The 17,096-nt window shown below is 62.4% G+C and carries 9 protein-coding genes and 2 pseudogenes; 5 read left to right on the top strand and 6 right to left on the bottom strand.

Annotation, left to right across the window (positions count from 1 at the left end; genetic code table 11):
- Nucleotides 1-5: 5 nt before the first annotated feature.
- Both MF410_RS03345 and MF410_RS03340 read right to left on the bottom strand, forming a co-directional pair.
- Nucleotides 6-1,409: an MATE family efflux transporter gene (locus MF410_RS03345; RefSeq protein ID WP_097626796.1), complete on the bottom strand. Its 1,404-nt coding sequence runs from the start codon at nucleotides 1,407-1,409 to the stop codon at nucleotides 6-8.
- A 145-nt stretch (nucleotides 1,410-1,554) separates the two neighbouring features.
- Entirely contained in the window at nucleotides 1,555-2,799 is a 1,245-nt protein-coding gene (locus tag MF410_RS03340) for a TCR/Tet family MFS transporter (protein ID WP_097626794.1), read from the bottom strand.
- A gap of 336 nt (nucleotides 2,800-3,135) precedes the next feature.
- On the opposite strand from MF410_RS03340, the gene MF410_RS03335 reads away from it, so the two are divergent.
- Nucleotides 3,136-4,128: an aldo/keto reductase gene (locus tag MF410_RS03335; protein WP_097626792.1), complete on the top strand. Its 993-nt coding sequence runs from the start codon at nucleotides 3,136-3,138 to the stop codon at nucleotides 4,126-4,128.
- A gap of 213 nt (nucleotides 4,129-4,341) precedes the next feature.
- On the opposite strand, the pseudogene MF410_RS03330 reads toward MF410_RS03335, so the two are convergent.
- Nucleotides 4,342-5,263 (bottom strand): annotated as a pseudogene (locus MF410_RS03330) (neutral zinc metallopeptidase).
- Between the two features lie 283 nt (nucleotides 5,264-5,546).
- Between MF410_RS03330 and carB the strand changes: the two are divergent.
- Nucleotides 5,547-9,036 (top strand): annotated as a pseudogene (gene carB / locus MF410_RS03325) (carbamoyl-phosphate synthase large subunit).
- A 63-nt stretch (nucleotides 9,037-9,099) separates the two neighbouring features.
- Here carB and MF410_RS03320 read toward each other — a convergent pair.
- Nucleotides 9,100-10,551, bottom strand: a complete 1,452-nt coding sequence (locus MF410_RS03320; RefSeq protein ID WP_097626831.1) for a UdgX family uracil-DNA binding protein — start codon at nucleotides 10,549-10,551, stop codon at nucleotides 9,100-9,102.
- Entirely contained in the window at nucleotides 10,551-11,783 is a 1,233-nt protein-coding gene (locus MF410_RS03315) for a putative DNA modification/repair radical SAM protein (protein WP_097626786.1), read from the bottom strand. The genes MF410_RS03320 and MF410_RS03315 overlap by 1 nt, the downstream gene beginning before the upstream one ends.
- A gap of 254 nt (nucleotides 11,784-12,037) precedes the next feature.
- Here MF410_RS03315 and greA point away from each other — a divergent pair, with 254 nt between their 5' ends.
- Complete coding sequence (gene greA / locus MF410_RS03310; RefSeq protein ID WP_003565408.1) at nucleotides 12,038-12,514, top strand: transcription elongation factor GreA; 477 nt, start codon at nucleotides 12,038-12,040, stop codon at nucleotides 12,512-12,514.
- Nucleotides 12,515-12,541: 27 nt separating this feature from the next.
- A complete protein-coding gene (locus MF410_RS03305) occupies nucleotides 12,542-13,597 on the top strand; it encodes a glycosyltransferase family 4 protein (RefSeq protein ID WP_097626784.1) in 1,056 nt (351 codons plus the stop codon).
- A 64-nt stretch (nucleotides 13,598-13,661) separates the two neighbouring features.
- On the opposite strand, the gene MF410_RS03300 is transcribed toward MF410_RS03305, so the two are convergent.
- On the bottom strand, nucleotides 13,662-14,996 hold the full coding sequence (locus MF410_RS03300; protein ID WP_097626782.1) for a dicarboxylate/amino acid:cation symporter: 1,335 nt from the start codon (nucleotides 14,994-14,996) through the stop codon (nucleotides 13,662-13,664).
- A 224-nt stretch (nucleotides 14,997-15,220) separates the two neighbouring features.
- Here MF410_RS03300 and MF410_RS03295 point away from each other — a divergent pair, with 224 nt between their 5' ends.
- Nucleotides 15,221-17,092, top strand: coding sequence for an ATP-binding protein (locus MF410_RS03295; RefSeq protein ID WP_097626780.1), 1,872 nt, complete (start codon nucleotides 15,221-15,223; stop codon nucleotides 17,090-17,092).
- The last annotated feature ends 4 nt before the right edge of the window (nucleotides 17,093-17,096 follow it).

The raw sequence follows: 17,096 nt of genomic DNA, 5'->3' as shown, positions 1-17,096 counted from the left end.
CCGGCTCAGGCGCCTGAAGTCGCGCCCTCCCGGCGAAGGAGAAGATAGAACCGCCAGCAGAGCATGACAGCCGCCGCCGCCAGCCCGACGAGGAAGCCGAACCAGATGCCGATGCCGCCGAAGCCCAGCGGGAAGGCAAAGGCCCAGGCGAGGAAGAAGCCGATCGGCCAATAGGCAATCAACGCCATGATCATCGGCACCCGTGCGTCTTTCAGACCGCGCAGCAATCCGTTGGCGACCACCTGCAGCCCGTCGACCAGCTGGAAAAGCCCGGCGACGACGATCAGTGGCCCGGCATAGGCAAGCACGGCAGGCGCCTCCGGCGAATTGACGTCGAGGAACCAGCTGCCGAGGAATTGCGGCATGGTGGCAAAGAGCACCGAGCCGACCGCCGAAATGGCGCAGGCAAGAATCAGCACCATGATCGAGGCGCGCACCAGCCCGCGGTAATCGCCCTGCCCGTGGGCGACGCCGACGCGCACCGTCGCCGCCTGGCTGAGACCGAGCGGGATCATGAAGGCGATCGAGGCCCATTGCAGGGCGATGCCGTGAGCGGCGAGTTCGATGGTGCCGATATAGCCCATCAGCAGCGAGGCCACCGTGAACAGGCTAACCTCGGCAAGCACGGTGACGCTGATCGGAAAACCGAGCCGGAGAACCTCAAGCAGCGCATGCCAATCAGGCTTCCAGAACCGCACGAAGATCTCGTAGCGCCGTGTCTCCTCCCGCTTCTGGACGAAGGCGAGAATGAACAGAAAGCCGGCCGTCTGCACGACGACAGAAACGATCGCCGCTCCTTCGAGCCCCATTGCCGGAAAGCCGAAATGGCCGAGCACCAGGGCATAGGCGAAGATCGCGTTCAGCACCAGCGTGGCGATGGTGACATTGAGGATGATGCCCGCCTTGCCGATGGCGCTGACGAGGGCCCGCATGACGTTGAAAAGCAGCGCCGGCAGCACGCCAAACTGGCCGATCATGATGTAGCCATGGGCAAGCTTGGCCACCTCCGGCTTCTGTTGCGCGAAGAGAAGGATCTGCTCCGAATTGAAGAAGGCGGGCTGCATGATGACCCAATATGCGATCACCACCCAGAGACCCATGCGCAGCGCCCGGCGCACGGAGACGACGTCACCGCGGCCATAGGCCTGCGCCACCATCGGAATGACGGCGATGGCAAAACCGGAGCCGAAGATCAGGATCGTGAACAGGAACTGCGCCGAAAGCACCATCGCCGCCAGATGCTCGGCGCCGAGGCGGCCGACGATCATCACGTCGGTGGTGTTGATGCCGAGCTGGGCGAGCTGCGCGCCGATCAACGGAATGCCGAGCGCCAGCGTTGCACGGAAATGTGCGCCCCAACGATTATCGGTTGTCGGCGCAAGCCTGCGCGCGTCGATCGGCGTGTCCATGACACCTAGTCCTGTGATTGAAATATGCGCCGCCGCACAATTTGCGGAGAAATATCATCGGGATTTAGAGGAAAGCCCCGCAAAGAACTACCCCAAAACAGGCAGATGATGAAAAATTCATCATCGCATCACCATTTCTGATTGATCAGCCCGCCGCCTCAAGCGCATCCGCCGGCTGACGGACCCGGACCCGCACGAGGAACACGCCGGCGGCCACCAGGATGAACAGGGCGGCGGTCAGGTAGGGCGCGCCGGCAAAGGTTATAGGCGCCTCTGGCCGGGTGAAATAGCTGAACAACTGGGTGAAGATCAGTGGTCCGACGATGGTGGTGATGCTGCTGAGACTGGTGAGCGCACCTTGCAGCTCGCCCTGCGCCGAGGGCGGCACCTTGCCGGCAGCGATACTGCGCAGCGGCGGATCGGCGACGTTTTCCATGACGGTCGCAACGATCACGACATAGACCACCCAGCCCTCCCACGCGAAGGCATAGCCGGTCAGCCCCGCCGCCGAAAAACAGAGGCCGAGAAGCGCTGTCTTCCATTCGCCGAGCAGAGGCACGACGCGCGGCAATACCAATCCCATCACCAGCGCGGCGCCGATGCCGTAAATGCCGAGCGACAGGCCGATCTGTCCCTCGCTCCAACCGTAGCGATAGGTCGAGACGAAGGACCAGACCGAGGGATAGACGGCATGCGCGAGGAAAAACAGGAACATCACGAGGCTGACCCAGCCGATGCCCGGATAATGGCGCATCTGCCGCAGCGCGCCGAGCGGATTGGCGCGTTTCCACTCGAAGCGGCGGCGATTCCTAACCTCCAGCGTTTCCGGCAGCAGGAAGCAGGCGGCGATGAAATTGACGAACGAGAGTGCTGCCGCGCCGAGGAACGGCACACGCGGGCCGAATTCGCCGAGGACACCGCCGATAACGGGGCCGATCGTGAAGCCGACGCCGAAGGCGATGCCGATCAGCCCGAAATTCTTCGCCCTGTTCTCCTCGGTGCTGATATCGGCGATATAGGCCGAGCACGTGGCGAAGCTGCCGCCGCTGATGCCGGCAAGCACGCGGCCGACAAACAGCATCCAGAAGCTGGTGGCGATGCCGCAGATGAAATTGTCGATCGCGAATGTCAGCACCGACAGCAGAAGGATCGGCCGGCGGCCGAACCGGTCGGAGAGGTTTCCGAGCAGCGGCGCGAACAGGAATTGCATGCCGGCATAGACGAGCATCAGCCAGCCGCCATCGATCGCCGCATCGCTGACGCCGCCGCCGGTCAGTTGTTCCAGATAGGCGGGCAGCACCGGCATGATGATGGCGATGCCGATAATGTCGAGGAAGAGAATGATGAAGACCAGGAAAAGGCCGCGACGGACGAATTTGGGGTCAAGCATGAGGCATCTCTACAGCGGTTCGTTCTGAAAAGACGATCTCGTCGCCGAGAAACTGACATAGCTCAGAAAACAAAACGAAACAATCCGTGAACATTTCAAAGTTTTTGATAATGCAGAACGGGAAATTTATGAAATCCTTCAACCTTGGGGCGCGGCAACGTGATCATTGGCTCCCTTGCAATCGCATTGACGACGTCCAGATCATTCGGGGAATGATCGTTCATTGTGCGGCCCTGCGCACGGCCCGTTCGAGACCATCCGGATTATCGCGCAGGGGCGAAGGCTGTAAAAACGGCATCCGGCAGCGCCGCTTGTGCGCGCATTAGGGAGAAGACAATGCAGACCTATCGTTTGGGAAAGACCGGACCTAATGTTTCGGCCATCGGCCTCGGCTGCATGGGCATGTCGGGCATGTACGGCCCTGCCGACCGCGCCGAAAGTATCGCGACGATCCATGCCGCACTCGATGCCGGCGTCAATCTGCTCGACACCGGCGATTTCTACGGCATGGGCCATAACGAGATGCTGATTGGCGAGGCGTTGAAGGGACGCAGGCGCGAGGATGCGGTCATCAGCGTCAAATTCGGCGCGCTCCGCGATCCCGCTGGCGGCTGGAGCGGCATCGACGCCCGCCCGGGCGCGGTGAAGAATTTCCTCGCTTACACGCTGCAGCGCCTCGGCGTCGACTATATCGACATCTACCGCCCGGCCCGCCTCGATCCCAACGTGCCGATCGAGGATACGGTCGGCGCCATCGCCGACGTGGTCAAAGCAGGTTATGTCAGGCATATCGGCCTGTCCGAAGTCGGCGCCGACACCATCCGCCGCGCAGCCGCTGTTGCCCCGATCGTCGACCTGCAAATCGAATATTCGCTGATCTCGCGCGGCATCGAAGAGAAGATCCTGCCGACGACGCGCGAACTCGGCATCTCGATCACCGCTTACGGCGTACTCTCGCGCGGCCTGATCAGCGGCCACTGGCAAAAGGGCCAAGCCGCCGCCGGAGACTTCCGCACCCATAGCCCGCGCTTCCAGGCGGGCAACATCGAGCAGAACCTCGCTTTGGTGGAAAAACTGCGTGAGATCGCGGAGGCAAAGAGCGTCTCGGTCGCCCAGATCGCCATCGCCTGGGTCGCCGCCAAGGGCAAGGATATCGTCCCGATCATCGGCGCCCGCCGCCGCGACCGGCTGACCGAGGCGCTCGGCTCACGCGCAGTGGATCTGTCGGCGGAAGATTTCGCCGCGATCGAACGGGCAGTCCCGAAGGATGCGGCTGCCGGCGGGCGTTATCCGGAGCATATGCTGCAGCATATGGATAGTGAGAGGTAGTGAAGTGGGACGAAGGACTAAAACGAGCGTCCTGCCGTGCAGCCCCCTCATCCGCCCTACGGCCACCTTCTCCCCGAGGGGAGAAGAAGGAATGAGATGCTGCGGCAAGTCCTCTTCTCCCCGGCGGGGAGATAGGTGGCCCGAAGGGTCGGATGAGGGGTGAATGACGAAGGAACCAAGTCCTGAGCGCAAACGAAGGACAGTCCCTTCCCCTCACACCGGCCCCGAGAACGTATCGCAAGCCGACAGTTGCCCGCTGTCGAAGCCGCGCTTGAACCATCTGACGCGCTGGGCCGAAGTGCCGTGGTTGAAACTCTCGGGCACGACGTAGCCCTGGGACCGCTTCTGCAGCGTGTCGTCGCCGATCTGCTGGGCGGCGTTCAGCGCCTCCTCTAGGTCGCCGGACTCCAGCAAGCCCTTCTGCTGGGTATATTTGCCCCAGATGCCGGCGAAGCAATCGGCCTGCAGTCTCGACGCGCACCGACATCTTGTTGGCCTCTTCCTCGCTCATGCGCTGGCGGGCCTGGTTGAACTTCGGCAGGATGCCGAGCAGGTTCTGCACGTGATGGCCGACCTCGTGAGCGACGACATAGGCTTCGGCGAAATCGCCGGACGCGCCGAACCGGTTGGAGAGTTCCTGGAAGAAATCCGTGTCGAGATAGAGCTTGTGGTCACCGGGGCAATAGAATGGTCCGGTTGCCGCCGATGCGGAGCCGCAGGCCGATGCCGTCGAGCCCGAAAACAGCACGAGGCGCGGCTCCTCGTAAGTCTGGCCTTGCGCCTGGAAGATGCCCGTCCAGGTATCTTCGGTTTCGGCAAGCACGGTCCGCATGAAGGCGGTCATCTCATCATTGGCGGGCGTCCGCGTGCCTTCCGACTGGCTCTGTTCGTAGCCGGGGCCGCTCGTCATGCCGCCGCCTTCGAGCACCTGCAGCAGATCGACGCCCATCATCTTGAAGATGAAATAGATGACGACGAGGAAGATGATCGTGCCGATGCTCAAGCCGCCGCCGGCGCGGCGAACGCCGCCGCCGGAAGGAAAGTTGAAGCCACCGCCGCGGCCGAAACCGCCGCTGCTCGGGTCGCCGCGGCGATCCTCGACATTATCGGACTGACGCCGGCCTCTCCATTCCATCTTCGTTCTCCCCGGCAATGCCCGTGATTGCACTTAACGAATCTATATATCCGTCGACGGCTGGAATTCCAGCGAGTTCATCGAGGGCTAGTAGTCCTGCCTGACGAAATAGTCTTCCGCGCCGTGTTGGATTCCTGTCGATTCCGCGATTTATGGGGTTCCGTTTGCAAATACATTTGCCTATAAGCCGCTTCTAGCCTGAAAAGACCTTCAATGCGCGACCCGACCCGGTGATCTCCCACCCTGGCCGGCTTTTTGCGCAGCCAGACAATGGATATCGCCCATGCCGAAGCGCCAAGACATCAAATCGATCCTCATCATCGGCGCGGGACCGATCGTCATTGGCCAGGCTTGCGAGTTCGACTATTCCGGCACCCAGGCCTGCAAGGCGCTGAGGGAGGAAGGCTACCGCGTTATCCTCGTCAACTCCAACCCGGCGACGATCATGACCGATCCGGGCCTTGCCGATGCAACTTACGTCGAGCCGATCACCCCCGAGGTCGTCGCCAAGATCATTGCCAAGGAGCGCCCGGATGCGCTGCTGCCGACGATGGGCGGCCAGACGGCTTTGAATACCGCGCTTTCGCTGAAGCGCATGGGCGTGCTCGACCGCTACAATGTCGAGATGATCGGCGCCAAGCCCGCCGCCATCGACATGGCCGAGGACCGGGCGCTGTTTCGCGAGGCGATGGCCCGCATCGGGCTGGAAACGCCGCGCTCGATGCTGGCGAACGCCACCGATATCAAGGATCTCGACCGCAAGACGCATGAGGCCGAACGCAACAAGCTGCGCGAAAGCCTCTCGGGTCCCGATCTCGACAAGGCATTGGACGAACTGGAAAACCAGTGGAACCTCGGCGAGAGCGACCGAAAGCAGCGCTACATGAGCCATGCCATGGCGATTGCCGCCCAGGCGATCGATCATGTCGGCCTGCCCGCCATCATCCGCCCCTCCTTCACGCTCGGCGGCACCGGCGGCGGCATCGCCTACAACCGCTCGGAATTCTTCGAGATCGTCGGCGGCGGCCTCGATGCCTCGCCGACCACCGAAGTGCTGGTCGAGGAAATCGGTGCTCGGCTGGAAGGAATATGAAATGGAAGTCGTCCGCGACAAGGCGGACAACTGCATCATCATCTGCTCGATCGAAAACATCGATCCGATGGGCGTGCATACCGGCGATTCGATTACCGTCGCCCCGGCGCTGACGCTGACCGACAAGGAATACCAGATCATGCGCAACGCCTCGATCGCGGTGCTGCGCGAGATCGGCGTCGAGACCGGCGGCTCAAACGTCCAGTTCGCCGTCAATCCGAAGGACGGCCGCCTGGTCGTCATCGAAATGAACCCGCGCGTCTCGCGCTCCTCGGCGCTCGCCTCCAAGGCCACCGGCTTCCCGATCGCCAAGGTCGCCGCCAAGCTCGCCATCGGTTATACGCTCGACGAGCTGGACAACGACATCACCGGCGGCGCAACCCCTGCCTCCTTCGAACCGTCCATCGACTATGTCGTCACCAAGATCCCGCGTTTCGCCTTCGAGAAATTCCCCGGCGCCTCGCCGGTGCTGACGACGGCGATGAAATCGGTCGGTGAAGTCATGGCGATCGGCCGCACCTTCGCCGAATCGCTGCAGAAGGCGCTGCGCGGCCTCGAAACCGGGCTGACCGGCCTCGACGAAATCGAGATCCCCGATTCCGAGGAAGGCGAATCCAGCCACAACGCCATCCGCGCTGCCATCGGCACCCCGACGCCGGATCGCCTGCGCATGGTCGCCCAGGCGCTGCGCATGGGTCTCAGCATCGAAGAGGTGCATGAGGGCTGCAAGATCGACCCCTGGTTCATCGCCGAGCTCAAGAACATCATCGACACGGAAGCCCGCATCCGCGAGCACGGCCTGCCCGAGGATGCCGCGAACCTGCGCATGCTGAAGGCCATGGGCTTTTCCGACGCCCGTCTGGCCACGCTGACCGGCAAGCGCCCGAAGCAGGTCGCCGAACTTCGCAACAGCCTGAACGTCCGCCCGGTCTTCAAGCGCATCGATACCTGTGCCGCCGAATTCGCCTCGCCGACCGCCTATATGTATTCGACCTACGAGACACCTTTCGTCGGCGCCGCCCGCTCCGAAGCTGAGGTTTCCGACCGCAAGAAGGTCGTCATCCTCGGCGGCGGCCCGAACCGCATCGGCCAGGGCATCGAGTTCGATTATTGCTGCTGCCATGCCGCCTTCGCGCTGAAGGATGCGGGTTATGAAGCGATCATGATCAACTGCAACCCAGAAACCGTCTCGACCGACTATGACACGTCCGATCGCCTCTACTTCGAGCCGCTGACGGCCGAGGACGTCATCGAGATCCTGCGGGCCGAGCAGGAAAAGGGCGAAGTCGTCGGCGTCATCGTCCAGTTCGGCGGCCAGACGCCGCTGAAGCTTGCCGAGGCGCTCGAGAAGAACGGCATCCCGATCCTCGGCACCGCACCCGACATGATCGATCTTGCCGAGGACCGCGATCGCTTCCAGAAGCTTCTGATGAAGCTCGACCTCAACCAGCCGAACAACGGCATCGCCTATTCGGTCGAGCAGGCCCGCCTGGTCGCCGCCGAAATCGGCTTCCCTCTGGTCGTGCGTCCCTCCTACGTGCTCGGCGGCCGCGCCATGCAAATCCTGCATTCAGAAGGCCAGCTGCAGACCTACCTGCTGGACACGGTTCCGGAACTGGTGCCCGAAGACATCAAGCAGCGTTATCCCAATGACAAGACCGGCCAGATCAACACCCTGCTCGGCAAGAACCCGCTTCTCTTCGACAGCTATCTCAGCCATGCCATCGAAGTCGATGTCGACTGCCTCTCTGATGGAACCGACGTCTATGTCGCCGGCATCATGGAGCATATCGAGGAAGCCGGCATCCATTCCGGCGACAGTGCCTGTTCGCTGCCGCCACGCTCGCTGCCCGTCGAACTGATCGACGAACTCGAGCGCCAGGCAAAGGCGATGGCCAAGGCGCTCAATGTCGGCGGCCTGATGAACGTCCAGTTCGCCATCAAAGACGGCACCGTCTACGTTCTGGAGGTCAATCCGCGCGCCTCGCGCACCGTGCCCTTCGTCGCCAAGACCATCGGCGCGCCGATCGCCAAGATCGCCGCGCGCGTTATGGCCGGCGAGAAGCTCGATGCGACCTTTGCCGCCTATGGCGAAAAGCCCGATCCGCGCAAGCTCACGCATATCGCCGTCAAGGAAGCAGTCTTCCCCTTCGCCCGCTTCCCCGGCGTCGACACGCTGCTCGGCCCGGAGATGCGCTCGACCGGTGAAGTCATCGGCCTCGACACCGATTTTGCGCTGGCCTTCGCCAAGTCGCAGCTCGGCGCCGGCGTCGAGCTGCCGCGTGACGGCACGGTGTTCGTCTCGGTGCGCGACGAGGACAAGCCACGCGTGCTGCCGGCGATCCGCATCCTCGTCGAACAGGGCTTCAAGGTGCTGGCCACCGGCGGCACCGCCCGCTTCCTCGGTGAAAACGGCATCACCGCCACCAAGATCAACAAGGTGCTCGAAGGCCGCCCGCATATCGAGGATGCCATCCGCAACCGCCAGGTTCAGCTGGTCATCAACACTACGGACGGCAACAAGGCGATCTCGGATTCGAAGTCGCTGCGCCGCGCGACGCTGATGCAGAAGGTGCCCTACTACACAACCATGGCCGGCGCCGAAGCTGCCGCCCAAGCGATCAAGGCGCTGAAGGCTGGCAATCTCGAAGTCCGGCCGCTGCAGAGTTACTTCGCCTGAGATAGAGCAATTCCAGCGGCGCCATCGCTCGGTGAGCGATGGCGCGTCTTCACTGGAATCACTTTAGCCGGCGGACGCCATAAGCCGCTGAATCTGCAGCATATCATTGCGAAATCGCACCATCTCCTCCGCTTTCAGTCGCTCGTCGGGAATGCGCAGCAGATAGGAGGGATGCACCGTCACGAAGAGCGTGCGTCCTCCTTCGATCGCCATTGCCTTTCCCCTGACATCCTGCAGGCGCTCCTTCACGTCGGTCAGCGCCGCAAGCGCCGTCGCCCCCATGGCGACGATCAGCTTCGGTTTGACGAGCGCCAGTTCCAGATCCAACCACCAGCGGCAATGCTTCACCTCGCCCATATTCGGCTTCTGATGGATACGGCGTTTGCCGCGCGGCTCATATTTGAAGTGCTTGATGGCATTGGTGACATAGAGCGCCGAACGGTCGATGCCGACGTCCGCGATCACCTGGTCGAGCAGTTTGCCGGCCGGGCCGACGAAGGGGCGCCCGGCAATATCCTCCTGATCACCCGGCTGCTCGCCGACGAACATCACCTCTGCATCGCGCGGCCCCTCCCCGAAGACGGTCTGTGTCGCCTTGGCATGAAGCGGGCAGCGGGTGCAGGCGGCGGCTTCGGCGCTGAGGGCTTCGAGCGTGCCGGCCGGCGCTTCGCGTTCTATGGGAAGGTTGCGGGCGGCCTCCTGAAGCCGGTCGTGAAAGGGCAGCGATTGCGTCGCCTCGCGCGCGGCCATCGCCCGCACCTGGCTCTCGGCGGAGGCGATCAGCCCGGGGATAAGATCGGCTTCCGGCAGGTTCTTCCAGTATTTTTTCGGCATTTCCGCCTGCATCGCCTTCAGCTTCAGCCGCGCCGGATTGAAAATGCTGGCATAGTAGGTGCGCCATAGCTCATCGGTGGTATCGGTGAGATTGGGCTTCTCGCAGGGGGCATCGCTGATCGTCAGCCGCTCGCCATCCCAGGCCGCCGACCCTTTGGGCGTGGCGATCAGCCAATCCATATCGGTGAAGCGCCGTTGGAAGAAGGGTGCCGTGCGCCTGACGATATGATGGTCCGGCTCGAACCAGGCGATGAATTTTCGACGGCCAGCAGCTGCCGCACCAACCTCTTTGAAACGGACGAAAGCCGTCATCTTGTGGGCGTCGCGCCGGACATTTTTTGCCATCAGGCGAGCCCGCACGACATCCTCGTCGGAGGCCACTTCGAGCAGTTGCCGGTCCATCTGCAGCCGCCAGAGCAGGCGGTAAAGCAAGGAGAACCGCGCCGGGTCGGAGTGGCAGAGGACCGTCTCGGCAAGCTCGATAAAGGCGGGCGGCACCGTCATCGGCTTGCGTGTCACCGGCACCGGCGGCATGGCGTCGCGTTGGAACGAAAGATCCGCCTCTGCGCTTTTTTCCCGCCAGTCGATCTCCTCAGGCAAAATGCCGGCGGCGGCAAAGGCGCGCGCGGCATCGCGCCATTCGGCAAGATCGCCCCGTCCCGCCAGCACGACCCGGCGCATCATAGCAGCGACAATTGTTCAGGTTTCGGCTCGAACATAGCGCGAAGATCCGGGCGGTCGATCAGCCGGCGCGGCGACCAGCCTTCCGCCGAGACGAAGGACTGGACTTTCTTGATCGAGATGCCGAGCCGCGAAAGATCGTCGAGCCGCAGCCGGCGAAAGCGGCGGGCCGAAACGATTGATTTGACCGTCTTGGTGCCGAGACCGGGAACGCGCAGTAGGCGTTCACGTTCGGCTTTGTTGATATCGACGGGAAATTCGGCCCGGTTGGCGAGCGCCCAGGCAAGCTTCGGGTCGAGGTTGAGGTCGAGCATGCCGCCCGTCTGGTTGGCGGTAATTTCGTCGATGCCGAACCCATAGAACCGATAGAGCCAGTCGGCTTGATAGAGCCTGTGTTCGCGCATCAGCGGCGGCTTGATCAGCGGCAGGTTTTTCGATGAATCCGGGATCGGGCTAAAGGCGGAATAATAGACACGCTTCAGGCCGTAACTGCTGTAAAGCCGGCCGCTGGTCGCAAGGATCGTCGCGTCATTCGCGCCGTCGGCACCGACGATCATCTGCGTGCTCTGGCCGGCCGGCACGAAGCGCTGACGCTTCTTCGTGCGCAGCGTCGGCTCGCCGGCGGCCTCGATCTTCAGCCTCAGATCGCCCATCGATCGGCGGATATTGGCGGGCTTCTTTTCCGGCGCGAAGCGGCTGATGCCATTATCCGTCGGCAACTCGATGTTGAGCGACAGCCTGTCGGCAAAAAGCCCCGCCTCCTCGATCAGACGCGGCGACGCCTCGGGGATCGATTTCAGATGGATGTATCCGCGAAAATTATGCGTCACGCGCAGTTCGCGGACGATGCGGACCATCTCTTCCATCGTGTAATCGGACGAGCGAATAATGCCCGAGGACAGGAACAGGCCTTCGATATAGTTGCGGCGGTAGAATTCCAGCGTCAGCCAAATGACTTCTTCGGGCGTGAAGCGCGCCCGTTCGACATTGCTCGAGGAGCGATTGATGCAATAGGCGCAGTCGTAGATGCAGAAATTGGTCAGCAGTATTTTCAGAAGCGAAATGCATCGCCCATCCGGCGCATAGGCATGACAGATGCCGGATCCCTCGGTCGAGCCGAGCCCGCCGCTTGCAGCCGAATCGCGTTTCACCGTGCCGCTGGAGGCGCAGGAAGCATCATATTTGGCAGCATCGGAAAGGATGGCCAAGCGTTCTGTTAGCGATTTCTTCATCAGTATGTTCACTATATGTTCTTACGAACAAAGTCAATCGCGGCGATCCGGCCTTGAGCGCGTTTTTGCGCCTGATGACCCGCTGTGGCGGCGGCTCGCTTTTTCGTTAATGCGAATTTTCTGGAAATCGGCCTTGGCGATCTGCTATAAGCACTTAACTAGGATTGTGGCACGGTTCCGAAGCTCCCCTTCGGGACCTGTTTTCTTTTGTGTTCGCGCCTGCTGCGTGGATACAAGGAGTGAAGGACAGAAAAATGGTTGAAAAGGTACCAATGACACCGGGTGGTTTCGTCAAGCTGCAGGAAGAGCTGCGCTGGCGTCAGCAGGAGGAGCGCCCTCGAATCATCGAGGCGATCGCCGAAGCCCGTGCCCATGGCGACCTTTCCGAAAACGCCGAATATCACGCCGCCAAGGAAGCCCAGAGCCACAATGAAGGCCGCATCAGCGAGCTGGAAGACCTGACGGCGCGCGCCGAGGTCATCGACCTGACGAAGATGTCCGGCGACAAGATCAAGTTCGGCGCCAAGGTGAAGCTCGTCGACGAGGACACCGAAGAAGAAAAGACCTACCAGATCGTCGGCGACCAGGAAGCCGACGTCAAAGCCGGCCGTATCTCCATATCCTCGCCGATCGCCCGCGCGCTCATCGGCAAGGAAGTCGGCGATTCCATCGAGGTCAATGCCCCCGGCGGCTCCAAGGCCTACGAAATCCTTCAGGTTTCCTGGGGCTGACCGCCCGCCACAGACGAGACCCCTCCCTTGCCTGATATGCGTGACGTCGAGATCATCGCGCCCAATTTCAAGCGCCGGCTCTCCGGCGTCACGTCGACCATCGTCCAGCTCATCCCCTGCCAGATCCGGCTCGGCATGAGGATCGCAACGCTCGGCCCCGGCCTGCCGGAAGGCTTGGCGAAGCTGAGATGGTCGCAGCTCCTTGGCCTTTGGCGCCCGCCGCCGCGCCGGCGGCGGCGTGTCTGGCACGCCCGCCGCAACAATGAGATGGCCGTCGGCATCCTGCTTCGCCATCTCCTGCGCATGCCGCTGAAACTCATCTTCACCTCGGCCGCGCAGCGCCGCCATACCGCCTATACGAAATGGCTGATCCGCCGCATGGACGCGGTGATCGCGACCAGCGACCGCTCCGGCTCGTTCCTCGAGGTGCCGCACACGGTCATCCAACACGGCGTCGACCTTTCGCTGTTCCATCCGCCGGCAACGGCAGAAGACGGCATTGCCGCCACCGGTCTGCCGGGCCGTTATCTGGTCGGCTGTTTTGGCCGCGTGCGCCATCAGAAGGGCACCGATCTTTTCGTCCGTGCAATGATCGAACTCTTGCCACAGCACCCGGAATGGACGGCCGTCGTCTCCGGCCGGGTGACGGCGGAGCACATCGCCTTCGCAGACAAGCTCAAGGCGGATGTCGCCGCCGCGGGCCTTAGCGACCGAATCCTCTTCCTCGGCGAAGTGCCCGATATCAAGGTCTGGTATCGCCGCCTGACGCTTTATGTCGCCCCCTCCCGCAACGAGGGTTTCGGGCTGACCCCGCTCGAAGCCATGGCTTCGCGAACGGCGGTGGTGGCATCGGACGCCGGCGCCTATGCCGAGCTCATAGCCGAAGGTGAGACCGGATCGGTGGTGGCGGCCGGCGACAGTGAAGCGCTGACACGGGCGATCGCGCCTTATATCGCCGATCCCGGTCTGGCGGTCGCGCATGGCGAGAATGCACTGCGCCATGTCAGAGCGAATTTTGCGCTGGAGAAGGAAGCAAACGCGATCGGCGCCATTTACGACCGTCTTCTCGGCGGCAACCGCTGAAGCAGAAAGCGAAACGGCCCGTCGGATAACGGGCCGCTGCAAAGATTGCCAACAATCGTGCTGATTATTCCGCCGGCTGCAGTCCGGCGGCCGGAGCGCTTTCTTCTGTCTGGCCGCCCAGGGCCCTGGCGAGCTGCGCGGTATCCAGTTCGTTTTCCCAGCGTGCCACGACGATCGTCGCCACGGCATTGCCGACGAGGTTGGTCAGCGCCCGGCATTCCGACATGAAGCGGTCGATGCCGAGGATGAGCGCCATGCCGGCGACCGGCACGGAGGGCACGACGGAGAGCGTGGCGGCAAGCGTGATGAAGCCGGCACCGGTGATGCCTGCGGCACCCTTGGAGCTCAGCATCGCTACCAAGAGCAGCAGGATCTGGTCACCCCAGGAGAGGTTGATGCCGGTTGCCTGGGCGATGAACAGCGCCGCCAGCGTCATGTAGATGTTGGTGCCGTCGAGATTGAAGGAATAGCCGGTAGGGATGACGAGGCCGACGACCGAGCGCTTGCAGCCGGCCTTTTCCATCTTGTTCATCAGGCCCGGAAGTGCGGCCTCCGACGACGAGGTGCCGAGAACCAGCAGCAGCTCTTCCTTGATGTAGCGCAGCAGCGCCAGGATCGAGAAGCCATTATAGCGCGCAACGGCGCCGAGAACGACGAGAACGAAGAGCAGCGACGTGAGGTAGAAAGTGCCGATCAGCATGGCGAGATTGGCGATCGATCCGATGCCGTACTTGCCGATGGTGAAGGCCATGGCGCCGAAAGCGCCGATCGGGGCAGCTTTCATCAGGATGGCGACGAGCTTGAAGACCGGCGCCGTCAGAGCATTGAGGAAATTGACGACCTGCTCGCCCTTTTCGCCGACCATGGCAAGCGCGATGCCGAAGAGCACCGAGAAGAACAGCACCTGCAGAATGTCGCCATCGGCAAAGGCGCCGACGATCGTCGTCGGAATGATATTGGTCAGGAAGCCGACGATGCTCTGCTCATGCGCCTTCGAGGCGTAGGTGGCGACGGCGGTGGGATCCAGCGACGCCGGGTCGATATTCATGCCGGCGCCGGGCTGGACGACATTGGCGACGACCATGCCGATGACCAGCGCCAAGGTCGAGAAGGTCAGGAAGTACAGCATCGCCTTGCCGGCGACGCGGCCGACCTTCTTCAGGTCGCTCATACCGGCAATGCCGGTCGCCACCGTCAGGAAAATGACCGGCGCGATAATCATCTTGACGAGTTTGATAAAGGCATCGCCGAGCGGCTTCAGCTGCGCGCCGAGTTCGGGATAGAAATGGCCGAGAAGGATACCCGCGGCGATAGCGGCGAGAACCTGAACGTAAAGATGGGAATAAAAGGGCTTCTTGCCCTTGCTGTCTGCGACTGCATCAAATGGTGCTGCGATCATGATGTCCTCCTTAAGGCTCGTCCGGAACGAACTCCGGCCTCCCGAGCCGTTCGCTTCAATCCAACAGCTCAGCCGTTGTTGCCATCTCCTTCGCAATCACTGTGCCAGTTTTGACGTACCTGACTAGAGCGTTGATTTTATTTAATAAAAATTTCCACGACCGATGAAAGCCCATCAAGAAATGCGGAAATCCGCACAAATCCATTTGCAACTAGTGCAGAAAAATGCACAAATTCGCCATGTCCCTGTCCCTGTCATCGCTGTGGCCTTCCCTGCCCCTGCGGCACCGCATCCGCCGGATGTGGTGGGCTTATGCAGTGATCGCGCTTGTTGCCGCCGCCCTCGGTCTGTGGGCAAGCGGCGAGATCGGCCGGCGCCATGCCGAGGCGGCCCTCGAAGAACAGGCCCGCACCGATGCCAGGCTGAATGCGGCATTGCTGCGCACGGTTCTCGAAAAATACCGGGCGCTGCCTTTCGTGCTGTCGCAGGATACGGCACTCGCCGCAGCCCTTGCGGGAAACGATGCCGGCACCTTCGAGCGGCTCAGCCAGAAGCTGGAGACGCTGGCGGCGGGAACCAAGGCTGCGGTCATCTATGTCATCGACAAGGACGGCATGGCGGTTGCGGCTAGCAACTGGCGCGAACCGACGAGCTTCGTCGGCAACGACTATCGTTTTCGGGAATATTTTCAGGGTGCGGTCGCTGAAGGACAGGCCGAGCACTTCGCGCTCGGCACAGTCAGCAAGAAACCCGGCCTTTATATCTCCGAGCGGATATCAGGCAGCAGCGGGCTGCTCGGTGTCGTCGTGGTCAAGGTCGAGTTCGACGACGTCGAAGCGGATTGGAGCGCCACGGACGCCCCCTCCTATGTCATCGACGATCGCGGCATCGTCCTCATCACCAGCGTTCCCTCCTGGCGGTTCATGACGATCGGCCGGATCCCCGGGGACCGGCTGACGACGATCCGCGAAAGTCTGCAATTCGGCGATGCGCCGCTGCAGCCGCTGCCGCTCGATACTGTGCGAAGTCTCGGCGAGAACCTCGACATCGTCGAAGTCGTCATGCCGGGAAGCGCAGGAAAAACCAGCTTTCTCGATGTCGGGATGCCGGTTCCCGCGACCGCCTGGCATTTGCAGCATCTCGTGGCGCTGGGGCCGTCCGTCGATGCGGGCATTCGCGAGGCCCGTATGTTGGCGCTGCTCACGCTCTTGCCGCTGCTGGCGGGCGCCGCCTTCCTGTTGCGCCGCCGCCAGGCGGTCACCCTCAGGATTTTGAGCGAACAGCAGGCGCGGGAGGAATTGGAACGGCGCGTGGCCGAACGGACACAGGATCTCAGCCAGGCGCGGGATCGGCTGCAGGCCGAGATCGTCGGCCACAGGAGCACCGAGCAGAAGCTGCAGGCGGTGCAGCAGGATCTGGTGCAGGCCAACCGGCTGGCGATCCTGGGCCAAGTGGCGGCCGGCGTCGCCCATGAGATCAATCAGCCGGTGGCGACCATCCGTGCCTATGCCGACAACGCCCGCACCTTTCTCTACCGCGGCCAGACCGCGCCGGCCGGTGAAAATCTCGATAGCATCGCGGCGCTGACGGAACGTATCGGCTCGATCACCGAGGACCTGAAGAGTTTTGCCCGCAAAGGCCGCGGCAGCGCCGAACCAACCGGCTTGAAGGATGTCATCGAGGGGGCCGTGATGCTGTTGCGCAGCCGCTTTGCCGGCCGCATGGACACGCTCGACATCGACCTGCCGCCGCCCGACCTGCAGGTCATGGGCAACAGGATCCGCCTCGAACAGGTGCTGATCAACCTGCTTCAGAACGCGCTTGAAGCGGTGGCGCCGAAGGCCGACGAGGCGCGCGTCGAGGTCAGGACGTCAAGCGAAGGGGAGATGGTGACGCTGACGGTTGCCGACAACGGCCCCGGCATTTCGCCTGAGATCCGCAAGGGCCTGTTCACGCCGTTCAACACCTCGAAGGAAAGCGGCCTCGGCCTCGGGCTGGTCATCTCCAAGGATATCGTCGGCGATTACGGCGGCCGGATGGAAGTTGACAGCAACGGCGGCGGAACTCGGTTCGTCGTTCATCTGAGGAAGGCTTGAGATC

It is taken from the genome of Rhizobium sp. C104, assembly GCF_022354505.1.
GTDB classification, from domain to species: domain Bacteria; phylum Pseudomonadota; class Alphaproteobacteria; order Rhizobiales; family Rhizobiaceae; genus Rhizobium; species Rhizobium redzepovicii.
Note: the sequence above shows the minus strand (reverse complement) of the source record. Positions and strands in the feature narration are given on the sequence as shown.